The 12,385-nt window shown below is 47.2% G+C and carries 11 protein-coding genes; 2 read left to right on the top strand and 9 right to left on the bottom strand.

Features of this window, described 5'->3' with window-relative positions:
* Positions 1-170 precede the first annotated feature (170 nt).
* Entirely contained in the window at positions 171-1,535 is a 1,365-nt protein-coding gene (locus KEF85_RS07545) for an IS1380 family transposase (RefSeq protein WP_215580104.1), read from the top strand.
* Positions 1,536-1,772: 237 nt separating this feature from the next.
* Complete coding sequence (locus KEF85_RS07540) at positions 1,773-3,815, top strand: amidohydrolase family protein (RefSeq protein WP_215584630.1); 2,043 nt, start codon at positions 1,773-1,775, stop codon at positions 3,813-3,815.
* 275 nt (positions 3,816-4,090) lie between these two features.
* Here the strand turns inward: KEF85_RS07540 and KEF85_RS07535 are convergent, their stop codons facing one another.
* The 9 genes from KEF85_RS07535 to KEF85_RS07495 all read right to left on the bottom strand — a co-directional run bounded on the left by KEF85_RS07535 (position 4,091) and on the right by KEF85_RS07495 (position 12,193).
* On the bottom strand, positions 4,091-5,323 hold the full coding sequence (locus KEF85_RS07535; protein ID WP_246535072.1) for a DUF3570 domain-containing protein: 1,233 nt from the start codon (positions 5,321-5,323) through the stop codon (positions 4,091-4,093).
* Entirely contained in the window at positions 5,310-5,546 is a 237-nt protein-coding gene (locus KEF85_RS07530) for a DUF4266 domain-containing protein (protein WP_215584628.1), read from the bottom strand. Before KEF85_RS07530 ends, KEF85_RS07535 begins: the two co-directional genes overlap by 14 nt.
* Before the next feature lie 15 nt (positions 5,547-5,561).
* On the bottom strand, positions 5,562-6,071 hold the full coding sequence (locus tag KEF85_RS07525; protein WP_215584626.1) for a TlpA family protein disulfide reductase: 510 nt from the start codon (positions 6,069-6,071) through the stop codon (positions 5,562-5,564).
* A 231-nt stretch (positions 6,072-6,302) separates the two neighbouring features.
* Entirely contained in the window at positions 6,303-7,358 is a 1,056-nt protein-coding gene (locus tag KEF85_RS07520) for a hypothetical protein (RefSeq protein ID WP_215584624.1), read from the bottom strand.
* A gap of 138 nt (positions 7,359-7,496) precedes the next feature.
* Positions 7,497-8,621, bottom strand: coding sequence for a hypothetical protein (locus KEF85_RS07515; RefSeq protein ID WP_215584622.1), 1,125 nt, complete (start codon positions 8,619-8,621; stop codon positions 7,497-7,499).
* 206 nt (positions 8,622-8,827) lie between these two features.
* The gene (locus KEF85_RS07510) at positions 8,828-10,078 is read right to left on the bottom strand and encodes a S8 family peptidase (protein WP_246535071.1); all 1,251 of its coding nucleotides are present in this window, start codon (positions 10,076-10,078) and stop codon (positions 8,828-8,830) included.
* Positions 10,079-10,121: 43 nt separating this feature from the next.
* Entirely contained in the window at positions 10,122-10,817 is a 696-nt protein-coding gene (locus KEF85_RS07505; RefSeq protein ID WP_215584619.1) for an anti-sigma factor, read from the bottom strand.
* A gap of 2 nt (positions 10,818-10,819) precedes the next feature.
* Positions 10,820-11,416: an RNA polymerase sigma factor gene (locus tag KEF85_RS07500; protein WP_215584617.1), complete on the bottom strand. Its 597-nt coding sequence runs from the start codon at positions 11,414-11,416 to the stop codon at positions 10,820-10,822.
* A gap of 87 nt (positions 11,417-11,503) precedes the next feature.
* On the bottom strand, positions 11,504-12,193 hold the full coding sequence (locus KEF85_RS07495) for a TorF family putative porin (RefSeq protein ID WP_215584615.1): 690 nt from the start codon (positions 12,191-12,193) through the stop codon (positions 11,504-11,506).
* Positions 12,194-12,385: the final 192 nt, after the last annotated feature.

Genomic DNA, 12,385 nt, shown 5'->3' with positions numbered 1-12,385 from the left:
CTAAGTGCCCTTATCGCCATGCTTAATCCAATCAACTGAATTAATGAGTAACAACTTGACTTTGGGTTAATGCATGGAACCTGAATCCGTGTTCGTTTTTTTTATAAATAGTCATAAGTCAATGATAAAAAAGGTATAATATAGTTTTTCTATAGTCACCCGTTTTGATTATGGCACGTTTTAAGCTTAAAGAATCCAAAAAGGAACTTACCTCCTATGCCGGACTATCCTTGATCGGCCAGTGCCTGGAAGCGGTCAATGTCGAAGTGATGGTGGACGGTAGAATACCTGTTTCACAGGGTATCAAAACCTCGGATTTAGTCAAAACCACTGTTGGCCTTTTAAGTATAGGCAAAAGCGACTTCGAGGCTGTTGAGCCGTTTCGTGAAGATCGTTTTTTCAAGAAGGCATTGGATGTACGTAAGGTTCCCGGCAGCGTGTGGCTGCGGCAACGTCTTGATCGTGTCAGCGGCAGCCTGCTGGAGCCGGTGGATGATCTATCGATACGACTCATCGAACGAACAGAAGCCCCAATTACGCCGCATAAAGGCTACGTCTGTCTGGACATGGACACCTTCGTCATGGATCAGAGCGGTACCAAGAAGGAAGAGGTGAGTCGAACCTATCAGGGAGTGGATGGCTATACGCCTGTCGCGGCTTATTTGGGCAATGAAGGCTGGTGTATAGGATTGGAACTGCGTCCAGGCCGCTGGCATTCATCGCTGGAGATTGATTATTTTCTAGAAAGGCTGTTTCCTCGAGTTGAGCGCTTGGTTGCACCGGGTTTGCCGTTGTTATTACGCAAAGACTCAGGGTTTGATAGCGCCAAACTGTTATTTACGGTTGCGGCTGAGAAAGAACGCTGGGCAGCCATGAACAGGCGCTTTGAATACTTGATCAAGTGGAATCCAAGACGGCAAGATAAGACATCCTGGTTAGAAAAAGCGGAAGCGGCCGGCGCCTTTGTTGAAAAACGCCCCGGTAAACGGGAAGCGTTAATGACACTGACGGTGGAACGTGCTTGGAAAAAACAGACTCGCCCCTTCAGACTGGTCGTGCGGATCATTGAACGCACGAGCAATAAGCACGGCCAGATGCTATTACTGCCGGACATTCAACTGGAAGGCTGGTGGACGAGTCTGGAGGAACCCGAAGAAACCGTCATTGAACGCTACCGCGACCACGGCACCCATGAACAATTTCATTCGGAATTCAAAACTGACCTGGATATGGAACGCTTACCATCTGGAAAGTTTGAGACCAACGACTGTCTATTGAGAATGGGTATGTTTGCCTATAATTGCTTGCGACTGATTGGTCAACTGGGCTTGACTGGCGACTTGGCGCCAATACGTCATCCGGCAAAACGACGGCGGTTACGAACGGTGCTGCAAGAAGTCATGTATCGAGCAGCCCAGGTGATCCACAAAGCCCGGCAATGGTGGCTGGACTTAGGGTGCGCCTCACCCGTGGCAAAAGTATTCGCTTATTTACAAGAGCGATTGGTGGTGCAGCCTGGCTTTGCATCAGGATAAGCGGCGCGAAAGCTGAGATGCTGGTTACGAGCTGATTCTCCGGGTAGAGAAGAAGATTGCTTGTCTTGGCGTCAGGTTTTTCATCTGGCGATGCCGGCAATACCATGGAAACGATTGATTTTTGCGACTGAGGGCTTGATGAACGGCAGTTAAATTTCGATTGGTGGTAGATTTTTTTAAAAAACGCGTCTGAAACGCGACTGCCCTCACTTAAACCGAAAGGAACACGGATTCAGGTTGGTTTTTAACAGTTGTAAACCGCCAGAAAAAACCCAAACCTTGCCTTCGGCAGATTACGACCATGCTGTTTTAAAACAGCACAACCAATGGCAAACCACTTATCAAACCTTATTCCGCATCCTGTTAAATAGTGTTGTGCCAGAGGAGTTTGATTGGCAAACCCATATAGCCAGCCTGGATTTAGCATGGCGCTTGGGCCATGTGGGCCGACCAGTGATAAAACCGGGTGCCTGGTTAAACTTAAATATGCCTGCGGCAGATCATACAGCCCAGCAATTGGCATATAGCGCCTTAAATAATTATCACCAGGGCAAGTTTCAATTAGGCTGGTTGTACTGGCTCACAGCATTGTTTTTAATGTATCGTCAGCCTCACGCAAATCCTAACCAGAAAGCCTGTATCTTAGCCTTCCTGCATTTGGCGCAATTGTTTCGGCGGGACATGATACATGATGGTGTCGGTTTAAAACGGTTTGTCCGTTATTTTGATAACCCAGTGCGTAAAATTGCTTCTGAACAGCATCGCGATCAGGATAGTTTGCATCAATTATTGGGGGAAGAAAACCAGTGGGCGGAGTTGAAAATTACCGAATGGATTGCCGATAAATCAGCAGCATTAAGATTTATCAACACCTCTTGCACACAACTTGGCAAGGGTAAACTTAACATCAATAATACTGAATTGAACAAATTTTTAGCCCGCACCCACACCTGCATTCATTTTATCCGCATACCCAGTCAGATACCCCATACGGCCAGACGCATAAAGGCGCTTGGCGCAGCCCAAAAAATCGATCAGTTTTTAAACAGTGCGACAGCTGCGCATAGTCTAATCGGTGAAGATAAAACCACGGTTTTAGATTTAACCCAACTTATTAGAGGCCTCGATGTGGCAGGTGATGAGCTGGCCACACCTACCGAAGTTTTTGCACCCGCCATTCGTTGGCTTAGACGCGAACCACTGCGTAGTTTAGGCTTTAATCACCCCCCACACCAGCGTTTACATTTAAGCATCCATGCCGGTGAAGATTTTAATCATTTGTTGGGTGGATTACGGCATTTGGATGAAACCGTGCAATTTTGCGAAATGGGCCAATATGACCGTATTGGACATGGCTTGGCACTGGGCATCTTACCTGAACAGTGGTTCAAATGCGGTGAGGTGTTTGTAACCGTTGCCGAGCATCTGGATAATTTGGTTTGGGCATGGCATCAGGCGCAGATTTTGTCCGGACTTTGGGCCAATGCGGAAGTAGTGGCGCTAAGATTGGTTGCCAGAATCAACATTTATGCACCTCTGGTTTATCCTGATTATGCCGATCAGTTAACACCCGAGGATTTATATCAAGCCTGGCTGCTGCGCCGCAACTGCCCTGTTAAATGGCGCCAATACCTAGCAACCGAAACCATACCCAGCGAACTGAAACATTGGCTTCCCGATGTTGATAAAGCTTATGCCCAACCCGATTCCACTGCATATAAGCTTAACGCCAGTTATCAGGGTTTAGACCGTTTCGGCCCGGCGCAAGAATTGCTTCAGCCAAACCAAACTTCAATCGTTCTGATAAAAAAAGGCGAACAATTACCCACTGCCTGTCATCCCTTAAACGACTGGTTGGCACCTGTTGAGCTGGATTTCATGGAAGCATTACAGGATTATTTATTAGTACGTTATGCTCAAAAAGGCTTAATCATAGAGGCCAACCCATCCAGCAATGTTTTTATCAGCCGTATCGAAGATTATCATCTACATCCGATTTTTCGCTGGTATCCACCGCATGATACCTGGTTAAAACCGGGTGGCAAATTCAATCGTTTTAATTTAAGACAAGGGGCAATGCCGGTTTGTGTTAATACCGATGATCCTGGCATTTTTCCCACAACACTACCAAATGAATTTCAGCTATTGAAAGAAGCGGCATTACATCATCACGGAATAGGCACAATGGAGGCCGAATGCTGGCTTGAAAGCTTACGCCAAGCCGGCGTCGATATATTTAGCCAAACCCATACTGATGTGATTATAAAAAAACAGGTGTGATTTTCTGATCGAAAATAAAGTGATTTAGAACCGTAGGGCGGGTTAAACGCGTAACTAATATTTAACACCTCACCGCGCGTCAACCCACTGAGCTTTTGATGACGCCAAGGCGAACATACCTAGCGCGTAGTATAGGCTCCGCGCCAAACCCAATGTAGCCTAGCTGCAGCAAAGTGGGATCGAGGTTATCGCAGCAAATAACTTCAACACAAACTAATAATACCCCTCATCCTGGATTCCGCTAACGCTGCATCCAGGCTACCTTATTTTCTGCTCTAAAACTTCAAATTAAAACTCGCCGAAAACATCGAAAAAGTATAGTTATCAATACTGCTGCCTATCCCCCCAGAAAAACCATAGCCCTGCTGACGCTGATAAAAATCAATCCCGGCAGACAGTTTCAGGCGGTTAAAAAACTCCTTGCTGAGCTGTACGCCGCCACCGATGGCGCCAAAACCGGCTAGACGATAATCGGAAGAGTAAAAACCATCGCTGGTGGGGGCCATGAATACGGTGTTATAAAAAAACGCCGAACTCTGGGTATAATAACGGGCGCGCGGTGTCAGCAGCCAGCCGTCGACTATGGGTTGCAGCCAGGACAATTCGAAAGTGTGCGATTCTATGCCCCAGGTGTCGGAATAAAACCGGTAATCGGCGTGTAAAGCCGCAGAATTCAAGGCTTCAAAATTGCGTACATAGCGAGCCAGCCAGCCGATCTGGTTATGAAAGCCCGGCCTGGCATCGTGCTTCCATCTTGAATAAGGTGTCGAGAACAACGCCCAGGGCGCGTAAGCATATTTATAGGGATCGGATAAATAACCATCACTAAACGAATAAGTAAGATTGGTCTGCACTAGCGAGTTTTTATCCAGAATCTGGGTCAGGCCTATCATGCTTTGATTGGTTTGTTTGTCCCCACCATTCCCGGAGGTTCTGACTTTAACACCGTTGATATCCTTGATTTCCCATACCTGATCCGAGGCATAGCCATAACCGGTGGACAAGGTGGTCATTTTATTATTGAATTCCCAGCGATTGTTAAGATTGAAGAAGTTGGATTCATAATCATTTTCGCTGGAGCGACCCACATCCACATCCAATGTGCCGGCTTCTGTATAGTAATAACTGGCATTTAGGTCAATGGCATCGCGCACATCACTGATCGAGGCACCGGACATACACTGAGTCAATCCGGCATGGGTGGGACCTTTACAACTGGGAGCGCCGGGTAAGGCCGGGCCTACCGGTGATGCGCCGGTAATCACATCTTTAACACCATTCAGCCTGAAACTGAGCTTGTCATTGATGGGAAGGGTGGCTGCGGCCTGATAAACATCAATTTTCATCCGGCCCCCACTTTCCGCATAACGGCTGAAATTGGTATCCAGACTATAGTTCAGAGGTGCAGTATCGGCTTGGGCACTGGGTACCAGACCCGGCAAAGCCAGTGCGGTACTGGTTAAAGCCGTCAGTATCCGGCTGTTTTTAGACGTATCAATTGCAGCCACAACCACCGCCCCCTATGCCGTAGCCGCCAGTGGCAGCTTCTTTAGAGCTATAGGTATGATGCATGATGGCTGCATCCAGGGTATTGGGTTCCAGGGCCATTTGCGGTTTGGCCAGGGCGCCGCGTTCCCAGGGCATGACTTTGCCGGCACAGGCCTGCTGAGTTAGCACAATCAGTATCAGCAAACCAACGCGGCTGAAACTGAAACCGTTAGAAATGAGCATCCTTGACTCCTGATGTTATTTTTCGCTGAGTAATTGCTGAACTTTCTGGCGCACATCCGCGCTTTCCGAGCTGTGAAAACCCAGCAATATATGCCGGACTTTGCCCTGCCGGTCGATAATGTAGGAAGAAGGCATGGCTTGCACCCCAAATAAGCTGGGACATTGGCCGTCTTCATTTTGAGCCAGGGTAATATTGACCGGATGTTTTTCTAAAAATGCCAGCGCGTCCTGGCGATTTTCGTCCAGATTAACGCCGATCACTTCCAGCCCTTCTGACTGATATTGGGTACTTATCTCGTTAAGAAACGGCATGGATTGCGCACAAGGCCCACACCAGGAAGCCCAGAAATCCACATAGACCACTTTGCCGGGTACAGCCAGTTGCAAGGCTTTACCGTCCGATAATTGTTTTAAATTACATTGCGGTGGGGTTGCGCCCACTTCAATGGCCAAGGCCGAAGTACTGGCCAATATTAAACCCAGGGTAAACCCTAAACGGTTAGACCGAAAGTATTTTGTAATCATGATGTTGTATTTGATTAAGATAAATTGTGATTATTAAACACTACAAAAAGCCCAGTAATCCCTTTAAAAACAGCTCGTTGTTGGATGTGCTAAACGCTGTCCAGCGCATCATTACAAGCTAACGACCTATTTAAAAAGGATAATCCAATATTTACGCTGAATAATTACCAATAATATTAAGCTGGTTGGCATTAAACAGGCCATTTCAAGCAATCAGGCACGCATACCCGGTTATTTGCTGGTAACAGTAAACGTGCTGTTAAACTCTACCGCGGGCGCTCCAGGCAGATTATCCACAGCACTGAATGTCACAGGGTAAACCTGATTCAACTCGGCCTTGGTGGGTTTCCAGGTCAGGGTGGCAATCACCTGGCCTTTAACTAGTTTGGGCTTGCTTAACACTGCTTTGGGCGGCAAACCGCTGGCGCTGATCAAGATTTTATTCGTATGCGGGTCAGGATTAAGGATGACTTTGTATGTAAGTGTTTTATTGACTGCAGCATTTTCCTGGCTAGGCATACTCACCGCAAAAGCCGGCGAAACTACATTCAGTACCGTAAAATTGGTAGTAAATTGCGGGATGGTCTGGGTTTCGTTAACATCCTGGGCAGTAAAACTGATATTGGTCTGACCAAGCTCATCCAGGCTGGGGGTCCATACCAGATTGGCCAGCCATTGGCCTTTCTTGTTTTTAGCGGCAGGCGTCAGGCTGGCCCCAGCCGGTAAATTGGTGGCGCTTATAATGACATTATCTTTATCGACATCGGCATCCACCACAACCTGATACGAAACCGGCAGGTTGGCATAAACAGTTTCCACGGCTTTCATGGTAGGTGCAAAACTGGGTCCGGTGGCATCAATGGATTTCAGCGTCACAGTCTGTGCACTTTGGTTGCCGGAGCCATAGCTGTTATAAACACCAAATTGCACCACAACCGGTGGGATACTGGCCGATCCCGCCGGCGCTGTCCAGGTGTACACGGCTTTGGTGTTGTTGGAACCATTTTTAAATTTGGCCCCCTTGGCTAATTTTAAACCCGAGGTATTAGGCGGGTAAAAATTGCCGGCCTGAAAAATGCCCATGTATAGATAGCTGTTATAACCATTTGGGTCGCGACCGGACAAATCAATGGTCACAGTCTGGCCTGGACTGACACTAACAATATTATTAATAATTGGTGGGGTACTGCTTAATTTTAGAATGGGGACTGCGGTTGGTTGAATAGTTGAAGCTGCCGTAACCCCATCGATGACGTTATAGGGCTCCAAAGCGACAGCCATTGCCATCAGTAACAGGCCTCCGCTGGTTCGGAATAATTTATTAGGTCGGCCTGTTAAATGAATATGCATATTTCCACAATTAAATATTAGCAAAAGGTTTCGGGGCAAATCATAGCATTATAATATGCCCCGGCTTCATCGAGTTTACTTGCTCGCCACCGTAAAAGTGGTTGTAAAATCGTCTGCTTGAGCGCCAGCCAGATTGTCAACGGCAACAAATGTTACCGCGTAACTATTGTTCAATTGACCCTTGCTTGGTTTCCAGCTCAAGGTGGAAATTAATTGTCCTTTAACCAGTTTGGGGGCACTAAGGCTGGCACCACTTGGTAAACCTTCAGCACTGATTTGCACATCATTGGTGTGCGGATCGGGGTTGACGATAACGTGGAATGTCAAGGTTTTGTTAACCACGGCTTTTTGCTGGGTAGGCATACTGGCGGCAAAAGCCGGGGTAGTCACATTCAGCACGGTAAAATTAGTGGTAAAATTGACGGCTGTTGAGGCGCTATCGTTGGCATCCTGAGCGGTAAAGGTCACATTGGACTGACCTAGTTCGGCCAGAGTAGGTGTCCAGTTTAAATTGGCTATCCAAATACCTTTGCTGTTTTTGGCCGGGCTGGTCAATGTGGCACCCGCGGGTAAATTGGTCGCGGTAATCAATACATTATCCTTATCTGCATCGGGTTTAACCTGTACCGGAAAGGTAACCGGCACACCAACATACACAGTATCCTGGGTTGTCATGGTCGGTGCAAACGTTGGACCGGTTATATCGTTAACTTTAATGCTAATAGTTTGTTGATTGTAATTGGTATTGCCATAGGTATTAAAAACCCCAAAGTCAATTACCAATGGTGCGCCACCCGATGCGCTGGCAGGCGGGTTCCAGGTAAATACGGCATTAGTATTGTCCGTACCTTTTTTAAGGGTTGCGCCCTTAGGCAAGTGATTACCGGTGAAACCGGGTGGATAAAGCATTTGATTCTGAATGATGCCCATAACGATATAGGCCTGATAGCCGTTGGGATCCGTACCGGAAAAATTGACAGTGACGGGCTGGCCTTTTACGGCGGTGATGGTGTTATTAATGATAGCGGGTGTACCGGTTAACTGTAATACCGGCACAGCCGTTGGATGAATGATAGAAGCGGCAGTAACGCCGTCTATCATGTCATAAGGCTCCAAACAAACGGCCGTCAGCATTATCATGACAGCACCGCCAGCTTGCATCAGTTTTTTGGGTTTACCTATATATGGGAGATTCATCATGTTTTACCGCTATTTAAAAACTATTCAATGTTATAAACCAGGCACTTTTGAGCTTCAGCTCAAATTATGGCAAAGTTCGAATTCCTGTTAAACAATACTGTTCTGCTTGAGGTATTTGTTAGATAGTTTAACGGGTTTATGTGACCATTATCCAAATGTAGGGCGAAGTTGTGAGGCTGGTCACAATGTTTTTTATCATCACCACGCTAACGCCGCTTACAATCGTCTTGACTGGGTGGGCAAACTGCCAAAGTTGTCGAGCCAGTCCGAAAACCGTCGGTCTCATCCAGCAAATGCGGACTGACCTGCTCTAATCCATCCGCCAGCAAGCGCCTGATATCGGCAATTTTCCAATCCGGATGCAGTTGCAGCAATAAAGCGGTTATACCGGCTACATGCGGGGTAGCAAAAGAACTGCCGGTCATAAAGTCATAGGCCTGATGTGGCACAGTGGTAAGAATATCCTGACCAGGCGCAATAATCTGCGCGGAATGATTCTCTACACCGCGCCCTACGGCGATTACCCCTTCCATATTAGCAGGGAAACCACCAGATTGATCTTTACTTGGTACCGCTGCAATCACGATAATGCCCTTAAGCAAGGCCCGGTCTATCAATAAACTCAATAAGGGATCATCCGGGCCGCTTATGCTCAAATTGATAATCTGACTATCCAGGCGTATAGCCTGATTTAAAGCCAAAGCCAGTGTAAAACTGTTGCATTGCGCGGCCAGGGCACCGGGCTGGTTAGGCCAACAGGCGCGTAATGCAAATACTTCCGCGTGCGGCGCTATACCGGCAATACCGATACCATTATCCAGTTTAGCGACTAACACACCGGCTACTGCAGTACCGTGAACATCTGCCAGATTGTGATCCGCTGGTTCTGTCGCCAGATTTTGGCTAAACTTGATTTGGCCCTGCAGATCAGGATGCGCGACATCAACCCCACTATCAATCAAGGCGATCCGCACCCCACGACCGGTGGCTATAGCGTGCAAACTGCTGATACCCAGAGATCGATAGCTGCTTTGCAAGGACAGATAGGGATCTTTTTGCGACTGGGCAGATACTGATCCCTCGGCTAACACCTTGAAGTTATTCATGCGTTGCACAGAAACAAGCTCACTATCATTTTCTAAATCCCTTATTGCCTGTTTTAGTCGGGCCTGATCGGACACTTCATAAACAACACAGCTTAAACCCAACTCTGTAACCGGCCATTGCGTGATCATTTGTAAATGGTGGCGATCCGCCAGTTCAACCGCAAAATGTCGGCTCCAGCCCGAATTGGAGTATTGATCCAACGCCCGATAACCATCTTGTGGATTAGCTGACAAGCTTCTATTGATACTTTGATCGGCAAAAGTCACCAGCAGGCGGCGATCCTCGGCGGTTGGACTGTCACCCAGGCGGTAAACTGCAGTGTTTTGGGCACAACCGCCCAGTGTTGACATCAGCCATAGCCCAAGCACTATCGGCAAAATATTCATACTCTGCTTAGGGCTGAATAGCCGGTTCGGCCAGTATGATCAAGGTTTGTCGGCGTAAAAATTCGATTGTATTGGTCATATTCCGATTGTTTTCAGTCTGGTTCAACTCTAAGGTATAGACTCCGATACTATTAGGCCCCTCAACACGATGCAACTGAGTTTGGGCCAGCAAGGCATCAATTTGGGCAGCACTTGCCGCTTGGGTAAAAACCACATGCAGTTTATCTGTAGCGGAAGCCGGAATTTGAGCTGACAGTGTGTAATAGTTATTGACTGATTGTCGCCACCACCATTTCCAAACCAGCGGCATAAATATCAGCAACACTGTGGCGGCAATAGCAAAATTGCAGCTGTGAGTCCGGTTCCGTTGCGACGTATCTGCACTATTTGTCGGCAAAGATTTAAATCTGGCCAGAATGGCGCTGATTTGCGACTGCCGGCCTGCCGGCTTATTGCGCATTTTGGTGCGCAAATCCGTAAAAGATATTTCTGCCGCTACTTTCAGGTCAGCGGGTTCATTAATCGCCACGGAAAGTTGCTGCAATCTCAATAACTCCTTTCTGCACAGCAGGCAATTGCGTAAATGTGTTTCCACCTGGCGCTGCTCATGACCTACTAGGCTTTGATTGACATACCACGGCAATAATAGCTGTATTTGCTGGTGTTGTTGTTTTGCTGCTGAAAAATTATTGGCTATATTCATGGCTATCTCTCTTGTGTTTCAGCAAAAAACTGCAGTTTTTTGCGAGCATGAAACATGCGGGTCTTGACAGTGCCTTCCGGGCAATTAAGGATTTTGGCAATGTCCTGGTAAGCCAGTCCGTGATAAAAAGTCAGCTCGATAACTGCCCGTTGCTCCGGCGACAAAACGGCCAAAGCAGTATTTAGCCAATCGGCATTTTCCTGGTGTTGGGCGGGATTGGCGCCTGGGTCACCCATGATTTCCTTTAATTCGTCGACATCGACATCCATACGCCGCCGGTTATGGCGTGACATTGACTTGAGCGCCTTGTGATAGGCAATACCGAATATCCAGGTCGATATTTTGCTGTCATGATTAAATTTATGGGGCTTTTCCCATACCACCAACAGCGTTTCCTGAATCAACTCTTCAACTGATTCAGGCTGGCGGGTCATACGCAAAATAAACCGAAATAACCTTGGGTAGTACATTTTATAAAACAATTCAAACGCCGCTGCATCTCCTTCAGCAATATGGCCCAGCAGGATACTTTCATCCATTTCGGTATCGGATTGCCTGGATAGCGATGGCTGATGTTGGGTATGGACTAAGCGCAGCATAGTTCAATCTATGTTCCTGTTATTTCTGTTTGTACCATACTCTGTATTCCTGAATAGGCTGCAAAGGTTCAAAAACAATTATTTTTTTTAGAACCCTAACGTGACTGACACCAAATACTGATTCTCCAGCGGACGAGGATAAAATTCATTCTGGTAGTAGTCTGTGCGCGGATAATCAGCCAAATGCACATCAACATAGCGAATATCAAGTGCCAGATTACGCATCAAAAACCAGCTGCCGCCCAGATTCCAGTAAAAATAGTCCTGACCGAGCGAGGCTGTCGCCTGGGAATAACCCAGGCCACCTGATAACTGCACATTATCCAATAGCTCACGGCGATAATTTAGCTCGTAGCCTGGTACGGCGGCATGGCGCTGATAGGCATCGGGCGCGAAGAAAAACCTGGCACTCAGCCCATCCTGATAATGTACAGCCGCAGAAAATTCCGCATAATCGGCATCATGGGCAAAAACTTTATTGTTATAGAAATAACCAGTCACTGATAACTCGGTACGCCAATCGGCGGACAGTGCCAGGTTGTAGCCCAGATACGGCTTGATTTCCAGTTCAGAATACCCTGGATAGGCATGATCATCAAAACTGACTTGGGAAACCCCGGAGCCCAACAGCCAGCCCGCTTCAGCCTGATAATGCAGGTCGGCCTGCACCACCGGATTACCCCGGCTTTTTGAATATCCTCGGTAAACGTATTCACTGCGAAAACTTAAATCACCATGCCAATCGGCACTCGCTGTTGCCCAACATAGCAAACACATTAGTTGGATAAGCGGTTGAATAAAATTAATGGGGAAGTTTTCTGAACGCATACTGCCATGATTTGAATATTGGATGGATACGGGTTCGATTTTTACCTAAATCCACTATTAACGCAAACATAGCCTTTAAAAAACAAATAGTTGTAGAATTCACCAGCGCAGTGCATCGCATCATTCGCCGCTAACTATTTG

It is taken from the genome of Methylomonas paludis (assembly GCF_018734325.1).
Classification (GTDB): domain Bacteria; phylum Pseudomonadota; class Gammaproteobacteria; order Methylococcales; family Methylomonadaceae; genus Methylomonas; species Methylomonas paludis.
The sequence above is the reverse complement of the archived record's forward strand: the minus strand, read 5'-3'. Positions and strand labels throughout refer to the sequence as shown.

What these genes read in the sequence shown, in the direction of transcription:
- KEF85_RS07545 (WP_215580104.1), top strand. Translation starts at nt 171, where the DNA reads ATGGCACGTTTTAAGCTTAAAGAATCCAAAAAGGAACTTACCTCCTAT.
- KEF85_RS07530 (WP_215584628.1), bottom strand. Translation starts at nt 5,546, where the DNA reads ATGCTCATTTCTAACGGTTTCAGTTTCAGCCGCGTTGGTTTGCTGATA.
- KEF85_RS07525 (WP_215584626.1), bottom strand. Translation starts at nt 6,071, where the DNA reads ATGATTACAAAATACTTTCGGTCTAACCGTTTAGGGTTTACCCTGGGT.
- KEF85_RS07520 (WP_215584624.1), bottom strand. Translation starts at nt 7,358, where the DNA reads ATGGCAATGGCTGTCGCTTTGGAGCCCTATAACGTCATCGATGGGGTT.
- KEF85_RS07515 (WP_215584622.1), bottom strand. Translation starts at nt 8,621, where the DNA reads ATGATGAATCTCCCATATATAGGTAAACCCAAAAAACTGATGCAAGCT.
- KEF85_RS07510 (WP_246535071.1), bottom strand. Translation starts at nt 10,078, where the DNA reads ATGTCAACACTGGGCGGTTGTGCCCAAAACACTGCAGTTTACCGCCTG.
- KEF85_RS07505 (WP_215584619.1), bottom strand. Translation starts at nt 10,817, where the DNA reads ATGAATATAGCCAATAATTTTTCAGCAGCAAAACAACAACACCAGCAA.
- KEF85_RS07500 (WP_215584617.1), bottom strand. Translation starts at nt 11,416, where the DNA reads ATGCTGCGCTTAGTCCATACCCAACATCAGCCATCGCTATCCAGGCAA.
- KEF85_RS07495 (WP_215584615.1), bottom strand. Translation starts at nt 12,193, where the DNA reads ATGTGTTTGCTATGTTGGGCAACAGCGAGTGCCGATTGGCATGGTGAT.